We start from the raw sequence: 16,909 nt of genomic DNA on the forward strand, positions 1-16,909 counted from the left end.
GCAACAGTCAAGAAGGCTTCTTAGTTGTACTGAGTTTTTTCAGAAATCAAATATGCGTCCTATATAGTAGATGTTGAATTTTTTCCTGAACTTTCGGCATGGTTGCGGATGGTTTACAAGTTTTATTGGCTAAATCAGATCATGTCTGCGTTTGTTATTCTTGCTTAGATAGAGATGTCTAGTATATGGTAATGCGATCGCAACTCATTAGCCTTAAAGTGGTAACGACAACTTTTTGTGGAATTGCGGTCAAGCGTCGATGAATGCTCTAATCAATTTCTTGCTTTTTTTGCTGCCAATTCTGAGTAGCCTTTGGATTGCCCAAACTTTCAACCCTCTATCTTCTTATCAGCCTCTCCAAGCTCTAGACGGTGCAGCTTTATATAAAAAACAATTAACGAATGGTAATGAAGCATATTTACAAGTTATTGATCTGGGCAAAATGCACATAGACCAAATTACCGGAGAGGTAGATAATATGGGTCTAAATGAAGGTAAGTATTATAAAGGAGAAGGTGGACATTACAGCCCTTTTTTCCAAAATAAGTTGTTTTCTGAAGTTGCAGACGAATATAAAAAACTTTACGCAAACAACGTTTTCTCAATAATTAATTGTTCTTTTTTTGAGCAATATCAATCTAGTACTCAATTATCTTTTCCAATTAAACTCAATGGTGTAGTCATCAGTGGTGGCAATAGTCCTTATGGCCCAATCAAGGAACCAAAAGATAAATATTATCGTAATATTCGCTTCAAAACCTTAGTCTGGGATGAGAAGCAGGCATATATTACCGATTACAACCAAGCTAGTGGTGCGCCTCTTAACCAAAAAGCAGTGAAGAATGCTATCGTCACTTACCGATATAGCGATCATCCGGCGAAAGTATTAGCCCAAAACCAAGCGAATAAGTATCAAGTCATCGGTACTCTGAACAAAGATGGTGTTAAAGGTGACGAGTTGTTATTGATTATGACGGTGAACCAAGCAACTCTGGATGAAGCAGCCGATTTATTACGTAAATTAGGAGTCAAAGGCGATATCATTACCGTTGACGGTGGCAGATCAACTTATTTGTTCAATTCCCAGAAAGGAAATATTATTGTTCCCCAACTGTCTAATCTGCAAGAAAATCCTACTTTCCGACATTTACCTCATTATTTGGGATTCCGTAAGAAACGTAAAAATCAGGTCGCGCCAAAAATCTCAATTAGTCAACCAGTTGGTAAAGTACTTCCAAAGAAGGATCAACCTTTTTTAATATTGTGGCGGGATAATTTTGATGGCGATGTCTCGATTAAGTTGTACGATGGGAACAAACTTATCCAAAACATTTCTTCCCGTACTGCTAGCGATGGAGTTTATGAGTGGACACCACGTATTTCGGTAAAAGAAGGCTACTTTGTTCGCATTTCTAGCTGGAAAGACCGGAATATTTTCGGGCAGTTGCAACTGTAGCAGAATGGGAAAATGAAATGGATAACTAGCTAAACACAAACCTCTCAACAAGGTTGACGGTGTGGCATTGATCGGAATTGTTATTGTTTCTCACAGTAAACAACTAGCCTTGGGTGTGCGGGAACTCGCCGCGCAGATGGTTCAGGGCCAAGTTTCCATTGCTGTTGCAGCAGGTATTGAAGATCCGGAAAATCCATTGGGTACAGATCCTATCCAAGTTTATGAAGCGATCGCTTCTGTTTTCTCTGATGATGGTGTCTTGGTATTAATGGATTTGGGTAGTGCTTTGCTGAGTGCAGAAATGGCAATCGAGTTTCTACCAGAAGCACAGCAGCAAAAAGTATATTTGTGTGAAGCACCTCTAGTAGAAGGCGCGATCGCTGCTGTGGTAGCTGCGGCGGCTGGTAGAGATATTCACCAAGTTATGGCGGAAGCACGCGGCGCACTCTTAGCCAAAGCGACTCAATTGGGTGTAGTTAGTAGGCCGTTGTCAACTGTCACCCCAGCAACAACTAATGTAGAATCACCAACGCGAGAAATCCGGCTGATTGTCAGCAATCGCTTAGGATTACACGCCCGTCCCGCAGCGCAGTTTGTCGCAACCGCAGCTAGGTTTCAATCGCAAATTCTGGTGCGAAATTTAACGAGAAATACTGAACTAGTCAGGGGCGACAGTATTAACCAAGTCACAACTTTAGGGGTGCGTCAAGGACACGAACTGTTGATTACTGCTACTGGTTTTGATGCAGATGAGGCGCTGACGGCATTACAGACATTATTCGCAAATAACTTTGGTGAAGATAATGTTGCCTTGAATTCTCCACCAGCATTTCACCATGAAGTTACCCCAGCAACTCACGGCGAACTTTCGGGAATTGCAGCTTCTCCTGGAGTAGCGATCGCACCTGTTGTTCATTATCAACCCACTCACATTTCTATTACGGAATATCACGTAGATGACCCTGATGCAGAGTGGCAACGAGTACAGGCAGCAATTAACACTGCTAGACAGGAAATTCAAGCAATTTTTTCACAAGCATCTCTGCAAATTGGTGACGCTGAAGCCGCCATCTTCGATGCCCAATTACTATTTTTAGAAGATCCAGTACTGTTGGAAGCGGCTCATCAACGCATTTTAGAAAACCATATAAATGCTGAAGCAGCTTGGCAAGCTGTAGTAGATGAAGTAGCAACTTCCTACCGCACACTTGAAGATTCTTACCTGCAAGAGCGAGTTGACGATGTTGTGGATGTCGGGCAAAGGGTACTACGATTACTAGCTGGGAATGCTGCGGCTAACCTCCATCTTGAGTCACCGGCGATTTTGGTGGCGACTGATTTAACCCCCTCAGACACCGCTGGATTAGATCCGACAAAGGTGTTGGGTATTTGTACAACTTCTGGTAGCGCCACCTCCCACAGCGCAATTATCGCCCGGACATTGGGTATTCCCGCAGTTTTGGGAGTAGATGCCCAGGTGTTGCACTTGGCAGATGGTACACTTATGGCACTTGATGGTGAAAGTGGCAGAGCTTGGGTAGAACCAGAATCACATATCCTGGATTTACTGGCAGCAAAGCAGTCAGCTTGGCAAACTGCCCAACAGGAAGCACGAGCTACAGCGCACCAACCAGCAATTACTCGTGATGGTCGGCAAGTTAGCGTCTTTGCTAACATTGGTAGTATAAATGATGTCCAAGTTGCTGTGGCTAGCGGTGCAGAAGGTGTGGGACTACTTCGCACCGAGTTTCTATATTTAGATAGGACAAGTGCCCCCACTGAAGAAGAACAACTAGCAGTGTATCAGGCGATCGCCCAAGTTTTAGATAATCGTCCGCTAATTATTCGTACCTTAGATGTTGGTGGTGATAAGCCACTTCCCTATATCAGAGTCGGGTTTCCAGAAGCTAACCCTTTCTTAGGTTGGCGGGGAATTCGTTTCTGTTTAGATCATTTGGATTTGTTCAAAACTCAGTTACGGGCAATTTTGAGAGCCAGTGTGGGGCATCAAATTAAGATTATGTTGCCGATGATTGCCACTGTGACAGAGGTACGTGCAGCTAAAGCAATTTTGGGTGAAGTGCAGGCTGAATTAAATCAAGCTGGTATTTCCTTTGATGTAGCGATGAAAGTGGGGATTATGGTAGAGGTACCCTCAGCAGTTGCGATCGCAGATCAGTTAGCCGCTGAAGTAGACTTCTTTAGTATAGGGACTAACGACTTGTGTCAGTACGTCATGGCTAGCGATCGCACTAATCCCCGCGTGGCAAATTTGGTTGATGCGCTACACCCGGCGGTGTTACGGATGGTACAGCAAACTATCCAAGCTGCCCATACGGCGGGAATTTCGGTAGGATTATGTGGAGAATTGGCAGCAGATACTTTAGCAACACCAATTTTATTAGGTTTAGGGCTGGATGAATTGAGTGTGAATCCTCAAGGTATACCTGGAGTCAAGCAAGCGATCGCTCGGTTAAGTATAGTTGAAAGTGAAGCGATCGCGGCATCAGCATTACAACAAGATTCCGCAGTTCATGTCAGAGAACTAATCTCAACTTCAGTTACCCCACCTGCATAATTCGTAATTCGTAATTCGTAATTCGTAATTGAATTAGGGACTTCCAGAAATTAAATTATTCAATTTTGGAGCGAAGATGATCATTCGATTCTTCCTCCCCTGCTTCCCCTGCGCCCCCTGCTTCCCCTGCTTGCCAAAGCGATGGGATATTTTTTTAGTTGGAAGTCCCTTAGTTGGAGTCTAAGCTCGACTTTATCCAAAATTAAGAACTTAGTTCTCTTCCTACGCCAAAAACCTAAACTGTGTAGGTTAGGTTGAGGAACGAAACCCAATCTACAATTTTTCTTAACTGAACCGTATTGCACCAAAAAAGACAATTACGCGCGAGTATTTCCCCAATAATTACGAATTACGAATTACGAATTACGAATTAGTTAAAATCTTATTCCCAGTTGCCCATTAAATCCACGAATAGAATTGTAACCAGCACCAACAAAAACGTTATCAGTAGCACCTACCTGAACGCCACCTGAAACTGCAACACCTTTATCCTCTGAATAAAGTCCAACTCCTACATAAGGTGAAATTACAGGTAAACTGATAAATTTCAAAACATCTACTCCCGTAGCACCATCAGGGCCAGTTCCAATCTCAACCCCGAAATCCAAAGCCCTAGCTCCTACAGCATAGGTTACATCACCATCTTTTCCACCAACTGAAACCCAAGGTTGCGGTATAAGTTGAGCCGATGCTTGACTTGGGGCAAATAAAGCTAACAAACTTATGGATGTAATTAATGTTTTAGCAATAATCGTTATTTTCACCTTGTTCTCCTACACTAACTGCTGCATCTTAATTGTTTTCTCACAACTACCCTTGCTTCAACACTACTGTTCACTAGGGTTTGTCTATGATGGCTAATCGTGACGGATTGAACCTCATTTGAGTGCCCGATGAGTGCAAGTTATTTACTAAGTGCTAAAAAAGTATAATTAACCGCAATATTTTTTACGTGATTAAGTGGGAAAAGTAGGATGTTTTATAAGAACCCTTGATTAACCTGTTGATAAGCTGTAAATTGGTGCGTAGTAGACAGTTAATATAAAACTATACAAGTAATTAAGAAAACGTAAGGGTTTGGGATTGTTTCTCTGCGAGATGCGATCGCAGAAATAGTAAATGCGATCGCAGAAATAGCAAATGCGATCGCAGAAATAGCAAATGTAGTCCCCGAAATAACTTTTGAGTTCTCCGAAATAGCAAATATAGTCGCCGAAATAGCTTTTGCGGTACTCAATGCCCAATGAATAATCGCAGTTATTGAATCGTTAAACAAAGAAAAAAGAGGTTAAATCTATGACACTGTATCAAGTCACCCAAACTACCGACAACGGAAATGGCGACACAGTAGGCACTCTCAGCTATGCTATCCTCCAAGCCAACCGCAATGCCGGGACTGATGCGATCGAGTTCAAATCGAACATCAGAATAACGAGCGTGATGAAGACCCTGCTCAACAGTGATATCGTGGTCATCGGCAACGGCAAGACCGTCAGTGGCGATGCCAACAACAATGGAAAAACTGATACTTATGAAGATCCTTATGAAGATTTGCGTCCCTTCTTCATCAAGTCTGGAAACGTGAAATTCTCCGACCTGACTATTACCAACAGCATCGCTAAAGGAGGGGATGGCGGCGCTGGTGGCGGTGGCGGTGCGGGAATGGGAGGAGGGATGTTCATCTACGATGGCAATGTCTCTTTGAGCAATGTGACTTTTAGTAACAACAAAGCGCAAGGTGGCCAGAGCAACGCGGGAAGCGTAAACGAGCGAATGTTCGGTGGCGGTGGTATGTTCGGCAGGGCTCAAGGCGGCGGCGGGGGATTGTTTGGTTCTAGCATTAGTGAAAATGCTAATTTTGGTGTAATTGGTACTGACGGTGGTTATGGTGGCAATGGGAACTACGGCGGCTACGGCGGCAAAGCCCCAGGTGGCAATGGCGGCTTCGGTGGCGGTGGCGGCGCCGGCGGTGGCAATGGCGGCTTTGGCGGCGGCGGCGGTGGCGGCGGCAGCGGCAGCGACTTGGGCGCCGGCGGCTTTGGCGGCGGCGGCAGCGGCAGCGGCTTGGGCGCCGGCTTAAGCGACGCCAGAACCAACGGTAGCGACGGCGGCTATGGCGGCGGCTACGGCGGCAATGGCAGCCGCGAGGGTCGCTTGGGCAAGAACGGGTTCGGTGCCGGTTTCGGCAACTTCACCCGCAACGACGGCGCAGGTATGGGAGGTGCTATTTTTATCCGTAGTGGCACCCTCACCCTCAATTCCGTCAATCTGAATAACAACGTAGCTCAAGGTGGGACTCTGGACATTGGCGTTAATGATCCGGCTAAAGGCTTTGGAGGGGCATTGTTCATCATGAAGTCCACTACCAATACCAACGGCAACAACCAAGGGATGCCCAACACTTTGCCTACTGTTGTCTCTGAGGGGACGGAGCCAACTTACTCAGGTAATTCTGACAGCGATGATGATAATAACGATAATAGTGATAATAGCGACAACGTATTTGGCACCATTAACACTGTGGCTGACCCCAACGCCAGTAATCAGCTATTCACTGGCACCAGCAGCAGCGAAGTCCTTGATAAGGGTGCTGGCGACGACACCCTAAACGGCGGTGGCGGCAATGACATCTTGCTTGGAGGTCAGGGCAACGACAGCCTAAACGGTGATGCTGGCAATGACATCCTCTACGGCTCCCTCGGCAATGATAATCTCAACGGTGGTGCAGGCAATGATACCCTGATTGGCGGTGCTGGGAGCGATCGCTTTACTTTCAATTCTGGAGAACGGTTCACCCAAGCTAACGCCGAACTAGTGGGACTAGATACCATCACCGATTTTGTGCGAGGTACTGACAAAATCGTTCTATCTAAAACCACTTTCACAGGGATTGGTAGTGCGGTTGGCAATGGATTCAGTCAAACTGGTGAGTTTCGAGTAGTCCAGAATACCAATGCCCTGAGCAACCTTCTTGGGAGTATCGGCCCAGTCAATATTGTTTACAACTTAGAGACCGGAGGCTTGAACTACATCTCTGACAATCCTTTGTCACTGAGGTTCACTCGATTTGCCACCATTCAAGGCAGCCCCGCACTGAATGCCAGCGATTTTCAGATTATCGCCTAACTAGGGCAAACTCATCTAATTAGGGACTTCCAAATAAAAAACATCCAATTTTTCTTGTGGGGTGGACATCTTGTCCGCCCATAGCCAAGGGCAAGATGTTCACACCACAAGTAGTAGTAATTTATTTGTTGGTAAAATGATACAACCGAAATTACACTTCATCTCTGGATTACCCCGTTCGGGTTCTACCTTACTCGGAGCTTTGCTGCGGCAAAATCCCCGATTTCACGCCAACATGAGCAGTCCTGTTGGGGGTCTGGTCAACAGTATGCTGGAAGCCATGAGTGCAGATAATGAGTTTTCAGTCTTTATTACACCAGAACAAAAACAAGCTCTAACTTTAACGATTTTTTCAACTTTCTATCAGCAGCAAGCAGATAAAGCAGTTATCTTCGATACCAATCGCCTTTGGTGTAGCAAATTGCCTTTAATCCACCAGCTATTTCCCGATGCGAAAGTGATTTGCTGCGTGCGGAATGTCGCTTGGATAATGGATAGTGTGGAACGACTAATCAGGAAAAATGCTTTTGATGTGTCGCGTTTATTCAATAATCCTGGTGAACGTTCTACCGTTTACACGCGCACCGAAGCTTTAAGTCAGTCGGGAAGGTTAGTCGGGTTTGCTTATAACGCTCTCAAAGAAGCTTTTTATAGCGAATATAGTGAATCTTTACTCTTGGTTGACTACGACATCTTAAGCCAAGCACCTGATAAAACCTTATCGCTGATTTATCAATTTCTGGGTGAAGAACCCTTTGAGCATGATTTTAGCAATGTGCAGTATGAAGCCAACGAATTCGATCGCCGACTGAATACAGAGGGACTGCATCACGTCCGCTCAAAAGTCGAGTTTCAACCTCGTGCAACCGTTTTACCCCCTGATTTATTCGCTCAATATGAGGGTTTATCTTTCTGGGAAACTCCCACCAGCAGTAGTCTAGCAAATGTGATTGTCGCCCAGCCAAAGATTCCCCTAGCGCCCCCGCTAGAGGTGGGAAATAAGGCAAACGGATCTAGTGTTTTTTCAAACGTGAGATGATTTTAACCCTTAGCGATCGCTAATAACTAAAGGTTCGATACTGTTGATTTTGTCGAAGTTTATGTAAATGCTCCACTTGCAGTTTGTGAATTCCGTGATGTAAAAGGACTTTATGCCACAATACGCTTGGGTTAAGAATAATCGTAGGTTGGGTTGAACGAACGCGAACAGCGTCCCGTAGGGAAGTGAAACCCAACAAAGCCCGATAAATGTTGGGTTTCGTTCCTCAAACGCCACTTGCTTCTCCCAAGGGGAGACGCTGCGCGAACAAGTCGGGAAACCGCAAGGGCGCAGTGGCTCCCCAACCTACGCAGTTTAAGGTTTTTGGCTTTAACCCAAGCGTATTGCTTTATGCCAAGCTCTAATATATGAAAAAATTTTAATTATTAAAAATTGATAATTTATAATCTAAGCTGAAACTCTAATTAATCTTCGCGGCAACAACCCTACTCAAAAGTGGATACATCTCGCAGCAAACTAGGAATTTCCCCTTGAGATAAAGGAAACTCCAGCAAGGTTTCTCTAATACCCAAATAGCCAGATTCAGCAAACGACAAAAGCATTCGTGAAAGCGCTAGCCAAACTTCCGGTTCGTATTCCCAATCACGATAACGCGAAGCTTGACCAGCAATTGAACGTAGCGCCCAGAAATAAGAGTTCCGCACTACTGAACCACCCTTCTTAAACTCTGGTAAATCTTCGTGGTGGATTAAAAGGACTTTATTTTCAATTCTGGCTCTCATAGCAATTTTAGATTTCGGATTAAAAATAAATTTTAAATAGGGTGCGTTACAATCCGTTTCAGTTAAGGTTTTTTGATTGATTATTGTAGAGACGGCGATTCATCGCGTCTCTTGCCTTAACCGTAGGGTTCGTTACGACTTTAACCTAAAGCACCATGTTGTATTATCGCGGTACCTCGTCTTTACCAAAAAGCTCCTCTTTATCTCTGTGTTCTCTGCGCCTCTGTAGTTCAATAAATAACTTTTAAACCGCAGAGTCACAGAGAACGCAGAGATTTTAACACCTAAAAACTGGCGTTTAAACCCACACGAAAAGTGAATCCAGGGCTATATATGCGATTAACTCGCTCATATTGCTCACCGAGGAGATTTTCTAAGTAAACTGTCAATCCTACATTGCTAGTTAAAGGTACACGACCGCTCAAATCTAAATTTACGAAAGATGGCGAAAAATCTGTAATCGTGTCACCAGGGTTTGTAAAGAAGGCTCTGCGAGTGCCACTATTGTAAGTAACATACAAATTAGCCTGCCAACCTGAATTTTCATAACCCACGCCAGTTTGCAGCACAGAGTAGGGAATCAAACCTAACTGTAAACCTCTCTCTGAGCCTGTTTTTATTTCAGCATCTGTATAAGTGTAGTTGAGGAAAGTTGACCAGCCAGCCGCAATTCTTAATTGCAATGCAACCTCTAAACCATTGGTATCAACTAGTCCAATGTTTTCCCATCTGCCGGCGATTACTCCCAAGCGATCGCTTATACTACTACCAAAGTAGGTAAATTGCCCAATCAGATTTTGAGAAAAATTGACATCTACTCCCGCACTCCAAGTAGAGCCAGTTTCCGGTCTTAAATCAGGATTAGGTTCCCAACCATGAACTGTATCATAAACATACAACTGATCTAACCCCGGATTGCGCTGTCCCCCTGCCCAACTTCCCCGCACTGCTACTATTGGTGTGACGGCATAACGTAACCCAACACTAGGGTTGAGATAATTTCCAAACTGACTGTCAAAGCTTTGCCTTAGCCCTAAATCTATCAGAAAATTATCGCTAATATTCCAAGTATTGACAGCAAACAAAGCTGTATTGAATAAACTCCGATCTTCAGTTTCGTTATTGGCAATTCTAGTAGGATTTGTACTCAAAACATCACCGATTAAGTCGGTGTTTTTCAAATCTAATCCCCAGCGCAATTTATTATTGGAAGTAACTTTCCACTCATGATCTACTCTGGCTGTAAGTTGTTGTGTATCTAAAGCTCCTGTACGGTAAAATGCTCCTGTAGGGCCATAAGTGCTGAAATAATCTCGGTTATAACCAATTGAGGTTGTCAGGTTAGAGCTTTCGCCATTACCTAATCGAGTTTTCCAAGATAAGCCAACGTTTAAACCATCGTGGTCTAATCTATCCCTTTGCAGAGGAAAACCAAAATAAATTAAGCCGCGACGACTGCTGAGTGCAGTAACATCTAAATTCAATGAATTTTTTTTATCTAAATCTACTCCAATGCTACCAAAATAGGTACTTGTAGCTGTGTCTGCATTCGATAAAAAGCCCTGCTCATCACGATTTGCAGCACCTACAGGGACGCGGTAACGGTTATCTATAAAGAATCTTTCAAAGCTAAAATTATACTTAACTTTATCAGATGAACCACCATAAGTCACTTGCTGATTATTTAAACTCAACGAGCCAAATTCTGCACTAGCGCTCAATTTAGGTTTGCCATAACCTTCCTTGGTAATGATATTTACCACTCCCCCAAAGGCTGAGGAACCATACAATGCGGAGGCTGTGCCGCTATATAATTCTACTCGTTCAATCGACTCTACCGGAATGCTATTTAAATCAGTTCCACCATGATAAGTGTTGACATTATTGTTAATTGGTCTACCATTAATCAAAAATACAGACTGATTAATTGAGGCTCCCCGGTAATATGTACCTGTGTGAATATCTGCCCCATGCCCTACATCATTGATCGCAAAGCCAGGCATTCTTTTCAAAATATCAGCTAAACTTGTAGCGCCCTGCTTTTGAATTTCTTCTTTATCAATTACGTAAGTTGGGGTAGATTGAGGTAAGTTGTCTGGTTCTGCGATCGCTTCTATAGTAATGTCTGTATCATCTGGCTCTGTTTCTGGCTGAGTTTCTGGATTAACTTCACTCGGTGCAGATTGTTGAGTTAATAATTCGGCATTAGTAGCGGGTAGCTCAATTTCACTCAAACTCGGAATATCTGAAATGACTTCGGTTGATTTATCAGTATTTCTCTGCTTAATTTCACTCTCAGCAGCAAAGCCAGGAAAGGCTATCAGTAAACTCGGTAAAGCAACTGTTAGCAACAAAAAATCCTTTTTCACGTTCTCTTTCACACCAAGTAAAAACAGTCACCACTTAGCATTGTTGCTATAATAGTAAAATTGTGTCAAAAGACACGCTGTCATATTTCCACAGTTCAGCTTAGACAGCAGGGTGAGAAGTTGATGCAACAGTGAGGGTTTAACACCCGCGTTGGTGTTCGCGTAGCGTCTCGGCATCGCTTACTGAACGGATTGCACAGGGTGTTACAGACATAGCAGTTTTCCTCCAGTCTCTTTCCCTACGCTTCAATTTATCAGACTTAAGGAATAGATATTTATATTACTAATGATAGAGAAAATAATATTATTTAATAAGCTAGATTATAACGTTAGTGATTTTAACGAATTATTAGTAACTTTAAGTTTCAACTAATTATTATTAATTATTCAAAAAAATCTAAGTTGATTATTTACCGAAAAACTAATTATTGAATATTTACTTATGTATGTAACTTTATGGCCAGGGAATGTATATCCTTTAGGTGCGACTTGGGATGGGAAAGGGACGAACTTTGCTTTATTTTCGGAAAATGCAACAGGGGTAGAGCTTTGTTTATTTGATAATAATGACGAAGAAATTCGCGTGCCTTTGACAGAAAAAAACAATTTTGTGTGGCATGGCTACTTACCAGGAGTTGGCCCAGGTCAAAAGTATGGATTTAGAGTACATGGGCCATGGGCACCGGAGGTAGGTCATCGATTTAATCCAAACAAACTATTGATTGATCCCTACACCAAGGCAATTGACGGTGAATTTAGTAACGATCCAGCTGTCTTTGGCTACTCTTTAGATGCTCCAGAAAAAGACTTAGTTTTTTCTGAAATAGATGATGCCAAAATAATGCCAAAGTGTGTTGTGGTTGATCAATCTTTTGATTGGGAAGATGATAAACGGCTTAATACACCTTGGCATACAACTGTTATTTATGAAACTCATGTCAAAGGTTTTACCAAACTACATCCAGGTATTCCAGAAGAGTTACGTGGCACTTATGCAGGGTTAGCGCATCCGGCTGCAATTCAACACTTACAGCAATTAGGAATTACAGCAGTTGAGTTGATGCCAGTACATCACTTTCTATCTCATCCAGGACATTTAGAAGATAAAGGATTAAGGAATTACTGGGGTTACGATTCCATCAACTATTTTGCCCCCTATTCTAGTTACAGTGCTAGTGGGACTGGGGGACAACAAGTCACTGAATTTAAGCAAATGGTTAAAGCATTACATTTTGCTGGAATTGAAGTGATTTTAGATGTAGTCTACAACCACACTGGCGAAGGAAATCATTTCGGGCCAACGCTATCTTTGCGAGGTATTGATAATTCTGTATATTACCGTTTGGTAAAGGATGATCCTCGCTACTACATGGATTTTACAGGCTGTGGTAACTCTCTGAATGTGCGTCATGCTCAAGTTCTGAAGTTAATTATGGATAGCCTGCGCTATTGGGTAACGGAAATGCATGTAGATGGCTTCCGATTTGATTTGGCCTCGGCGCTAGCACGGGAATTATATGAGGTAGATAACCTATCAGCCTTTTTTGATATTATTCATCAAGACCCAATCTTAGCAGATGTGAAGCTTATTGCTGAACCTTGGGACTTAGGAGAAGGCGGCTATCAAGTTGGGAATTTTCCACTGCGTTGGTCTGAATGGAATGGAAGATATCGGGATACAGTACGAGATTTTTGGCGTGGTGTAGATGATAGTTTAGGACAATTTGCTTACTGTTTTACCGGTAGCCCTGACCTATATCAAACTAACGGGCGCAACCCCAATGCAAGTATTAATTTCATAACTGCTCATGATGGTTTTACATTAAATGATTTAGTCAGCTATAACGAAAAGCATAACGAAGCAAACGGGGAAGATAATAGAGATGGTGAAAGCCATAATAGATCCTGGAATTGTGGTGTAGAAGGCGAAACCGACGATCCAGAAGTAATGCGTTTGCGCGAACGGCAACGACGAAACTTTTTAGCAACCCTAATGCTATCTCAAGGTGTCCCAATGCTATTAGAGGGGGATGAAATTGGCTGTAGTCAACAGGGAAATAATAATGTCTACTGCCAAGATAATGAGATTTCCTGGCGGCATTGGGATTTGCATAAAGCGAACTCGGATTTATTAGACTTTACACGTGAACTAATTAATTTTCGCCATCAACATCCAGTATTCCGACGGCGTAAGTGGTTTCAAGGTCGCCCCATCCACGGTTTAGGCATTAATGATATTGCTTGGTTTAATTCTGATGGCAGTGGAATGACTGAGAAGCAGTGGCTAGTTAGTTATGCCAAAGTAATGGAGATTTTTTTGAATGGGCAGGGAATTGCTACTCCAGGGGATCGTGGTGAGCGGATTATTGATGAAAGTTTTCTGCTATTTTTTAACGCTCATTATGAGTTAATTGAGTTTGCTTTACCCAATGAATTTAAAGAAAAGGTATGGGAGATAGTAATTGACACTAATGAACCTCGCTTTTTAGATCGGGGAAAGTTAGTTTCAGGTTCTCAAAGTGTACCAGTTACAGATCGATCTTTGATGGTATTACGCCTGATCAGTTAGCAGTGTGAGGAGAAAAAATACCACTCGAACTTCCCCCTTAGAGGATGTTTTAAAAGTCCTCTGGTCGGTAGAAAAACCTTTTAGATCCCCCTAAACCCCCCTTAAAAAGGGGGACTTTGATTTTGTACAAGAAACTCTAGTTCTATTTATGGATGAGATAAAATGGTTAATCCTTTTTATCAATGACCTAATTTTACTGGCTAAGGCGGAGCATCTAATTTTTTGCAGTTAAAAGGTAAACGTTGTCCGAATCGTACCAACATAAATTTTGTCGTTACTATTATTATTTTCAGGATTCGTGATGACAAATAAACCCGGAGTTATCGCTACATTATCTGTGATTTGCAGGTGGTAAAAAGCTTCTAAATGTAAAGATGTATCCTCATCTTCAAAGGTATCACCGAAACTATTATCAGTTACTTTAGGCGGTTGACCTACCACAAATCCGGCAAAGCTATCTTCTTGCCCAATATCTTTGATTGATAGTAGTAACGCCCATGTGGAGATAAAAGCATTTGGGGTTGCTGTTAAATCTTCTGCTGTCGCATGAATAAAACCAACTCGGCCCCCAAGGGTGATACTTGGGTTAAGTTGCCAAGCGGCTTCTGCACCAAAGGAATTCGCAGTAATGGCATCTGCCTGATTATTAAAGGGATTGTTGGTTAATTCGCTGCCGGTTCCGGTATTCACATTATTGTAAGAGTAGATATAGGTAACGCTAAGTGCTGTTGTTTTGGTGGGTTCAAGGGTGATTTGAGCGATCGCACCATGAGGACTAGCAAAAATTCCCCTCTCTGGATTAGCTGCATCGCTGGTGACGTATGCCAATGACAGATTCAGAGAGTCATTTAAATTATGAGAAATACCGATACCTGCACCGCCACCTTGTCGTCGAATTGGATTTTCTCGTCCAAATGTAGAAATCGATCCGTCTCCACTACCGCTAAAAAGAGGATTGACACTAGGAACAAAATCGCCTAATCCTCCTCCCAAAGCGTACAAGGTTATGCGAGTTTGCTTACCTAGTGGAAATTTATAATCTATCTCATCTACTTCCATCTCATTGTCATCGTCGCCATCAAATCCCAAATTGGCCATTTTAGTTCCAGTAAAATCTGCCAATTCTGGCGTATTGCGTCCTTGCAAGCGTATTTGTAAGTTGTCTTTGCCGGTAAAACTTGTCTCTAAGCTAAGACGGACGCGATCGCTCAACACTAAATTATCATTGATTTGCTTGGTTCTACTGTTGGCTTTTTTCCCACCAGCAACTCCAGTCATTGCAAAGATAATCTCTCCCTCTAACTCAACTTGGGGTGAAAACTGTTGTGCTTGCAATGCATTCACTTTGTTTTCTAATAAATCGATGCGATTTGTAAAAGTTGCTAATTCTGCCGAAAACTCTGCTTGTAATTTTTGAATAGTAGTTAAAGTTTTTCGATTTATTTTACCATTAGTGATTAACTCATTTATGTGTGTTACGCAAATATTTAATTTAGTAGCAAATTGATATCTATTCAGAGTTTGATTGTCAGGATTAGTGTGACTAACGCAATCATATTGCTCAATCAATGCTTGTAGTGTTTTAAATTCCCAACTATCAACACTAATATCCGACAACTGAGAAACTGATGTAATTTTATTTAATTGATTATTTTCTATTAATGCGGGTTTAGTAGTTGCATTAGCTTTATTGATGCTGCTCAAGATAAGGGAAATGATTAAACTAATCAAGTAAATTTTCTGCAAAAAAATCAAACCCATCAATACTATCTCCTGAAAATACTACCAGTTCGCAAAAATAGGGTGACAGATATAGCGATTCTCGTTTGTATGTAATAGACTTTGACCTCTCTCCAAGCCTCTCTCCTAAAAGGAGAGAGGCTTTGAATCTTACTCCCCTTTCCTTGTAGGGAAGGGGCTGGGGGTTAGGTCTGTATTGGTCTTTCAAGACGCAATAAATTGCGTCTCTACATGAGGGTTTTGGGGTTACTGTATTGCACTTAACTCAGAAACCCTATAATTACGAATTACGAATTACGAATTATCCCAAGTCGCTGTTCGCACAGATTTAATAGTGCTTCTGTAAAAGGACGACGTTCTGCAAATTGGGTGCTGATATGAATATGTCGAACTAAAGTTAGGGTTGTATAGGATTGAATTGCAGTGAGGAATTTATCGCTTGTAAGCTGAATAAATCTTTCAGTTAAAACATTTTCATACTCTTGTAATACTTGGGAATTACCAAAAATACGAAGGCTGTATTCTTGAATATGACCAATGAAGTTACCGATATCAAGCGCCGGATTACCTTCACAATATAAATCTAGGTCGATGAGATACAACCGAGAATTATTAATAATCACTTGGTCAGGATAAAAATCACGATGGATACCACAGTGTTTTATTTCTAGAGTGTTTTCTCCTAAATGATTACTTGCTTCTAATACTCTCTCTAAGCGTTCTTGCCATTGTGGATATTGTTGCGTAACTAATGGAATCCGCTCATGCAAAATTCTTAGTTCATCTGACATGGTATGAGAACGGCGAGGAGGAATATTCGCTTGGTGCAATTTATGGGCAGCTTCAGCAATTAGTTTTGCGGGTAAAATACTGTTAGTTTGTGATAAAAATTGAGTAGCAATAACCCCTTCAACCTTACGCTGTAACCACATTTGCCATTCAGGAATTACCCCAACAGGTTCAGGTACAGAAATTCCATCAGGACTATGATCACCAAATCCCGCAAACCATAGAGATTTCTGTAATTCATAACTATGAAAATCCGTTCCCTTAGCCCTAAACTTACCAATGAGCGTAATTATTTGTCCATCATCATTAATCAATTCATATTCAATCAAACAACGCCGCCCCAACTTATGACGAATAACTTGGACTTTCTGCACACGACAATTTGCAGCGATCGCTAAACACCGCCCAAAACACTCTTCCACCCGCAACCGATCAACCGCATCCGCCAAAAAAGGCATCTTCCCATCACTAAAGTCCATACTCTGCGTACCTCTGCGCTT

Annotated in this window: 11 protein-coding genes and 1 pseudogene; 6 read left to right on the forward strand and 6 right to left on the reverse strand. The window is 42.3% G+C overall.

Features of this window, described 5'->3' with window-relative positions:
• The first annotated feature begins 259 nt into the window (after positions 1–259).
• Together ABF638_RS18950 and ptsP are read left to right on the forward strand one after the other, a co-directional pair.
• Entirely contained in the window at positions 260–1,456 is a 1,197-nt protein-coding gene (locus tag ABF638_RS18950) for a hypothetical protein (RefSeq protein WP_435024560.1), read from the forward strand.
• A gap of 67 nt (positions 1,457–1,523) precedes the next feature.
• Positions 1,524–4,034, forward strand: coding sequence for a phosphoenolpyruvate--protein phosphotransferase (gene ptsP / locus ABF638_RS18955; protein ID WP_435024586.1), 2,511 nt, complete (start codon positions 1,524–1,526; stop codon positions 4,032–4,034).
• A 374-nt stretch (positions 4,035–4,408) separates the two neighbouring features.
• Here ptsP and ABF638_RS18960 read toward each other — a convergent pair whose 3' ends face one another.
• Both ABF638_RS18960 and ABF638_RS18965 read right to left on the reverse strand, forming a co-directional pair.
• Positions 4,409–4,798, reverse strand: coding sequence for a hypothetical protein (locus ABF638_RS18960; protein ID WP_069074362.1), 390 nt, complete (start codon positions 4,796–4,798; stop codon positions 4,409–4,411).
• 272 nt (positions 4,799–5,070) lie between these two features.
• Positions 5,071–5,310 carry a hypothetical protein gene (locus ABF638_RS18965; protein WP_435024561.1) on the reverse strand — a complete coding sequence of 80 codons (240 nt, stop codon included), beginning with the start codon at positions 5,308–5,310 and terminating at the stop codon, positions 5,071–5,073.
• Between the two features lie 20 nt (positions 5,311–5,330).
• On the opposite strand from ABF638_RS18965, the gene ABF638_RS18970 reads away from it, so the two are divergent.
• From ABF638_RS18970 to ABF638_RS18980, 3 genes and pseudogenes are all read left to right on the forward strand, one after another.
• Positions 5,331–7,160 (forward strand): calcium-binding protein, encoded by a 1,830-nt coding sequence (locus ABF638_RS18970; protein ID WP_435024562.1) that lies wholly within the window; start codon positions 5,331–5,333, stop codon positions 7,158–7,160.
• A gap of 70 nt (positions 7,161–7,230) precedes the next feature.
• The gene (locus ABF638_RS18975; protein WP_435024563.1) at positions 7,231–8,199 is read left to right on the forward strand and encodes a sulfotransferase family protein; all 969 of its coding nucleotides are present in this window, start codon (positions 7,231–7,233) and stop codon (positions 8,197–8,199) included.
• 45 nt (positions 8,200–8,244) lie between these two features.
• Positions 8,245–8,331 (forward strand): annotated as a pseudogene (locus ABF638_RS18980) (adenylyl-sulfate kinase); the annotation flags it as partial.
• 314 nt (positions 8,332–8,645) lie between these two features.
• Here the strand turns inward: ABF638_RS18980 and ABF638_RS18985 are convergent.
• Positions 8,646–8,942 carry a hypothetical protein gene (locus ABF638_RS18985; RefSeq protein ID WP_435024564.1) on the reverse strand — a complete coding sequence of 99 codons (297 nt, stop codon included), beginning with the start codon at positions 8,940–8,942 and terminating at the stop codon, positions 8,646–8,648.
• 284 nt (positions 8,943–9,226) lie between these two features.
• Complete coding sequence (locus ABF638_RS18990; protein WP_435024565.1) at positions 9,227–11,311, reverse strand: TonB-dependent receptor plug domain-containing protein; 2,085 nt, start codon at positions 11,309–11,311, stop codon at positions 9,227–9,229.
• A 442-nt stretch (positions 11,312–11,753) separates the two neighbouring features.
• Between ABF638_RS18990 and glgX the strand changes: the two genes are divergently transcribed.
• On the forward strand, positions 11,754–13,880 hold the full coding sequence (gene glgX, locus ABF638_RS18995; RefSeq protein ID WP_435024566.1) for a glycogen debranching protein GlgX: 2,127 nt from the start codon (positions 11,754–11,756) through the stop codon (positions 13,878–13,880).
• A gap of 228 nt (positions 13,881–14,108) precedes the next feature.
• Here glgX and ABF638_RS19000 read toward each other — a convergent pair whose 3' ends face one another.
• Positions 14,109–15,641, reverse strand: coding sequence for an iron uptake porin (locus ABF638_RS19000; RefSeq protein ID WP_435024567.1), 1,533 nt, complete (start codon positions 15,639–15,641; stop codon positions 14,109–14,111).
• A 266-nt stretch (positions 15,642–15,907) separates the two neighbouring features.
• Positions 15,908–16,888, reverse strand: coding sequence for a phosphotransferase family protein (locus ABF638_RS19005; RefSeq protein WP_435024568.1), 981 nt, complete (start codon positions 16,886–16,888; stop codon positions 15,908–15,910).
• Positions 16,889–16,909: the final 21 nt, after the last annotated feature.

Source organism: Nostoc sp. CALU 1950, assembly GCF_051172895.1.
Lineage (GTDB): Bacteria > Cyanobacteriota > Cyanobacteriia > Cyanobacteriales > Nostocaceae > Nostoc > Nostoc edaphicum_A.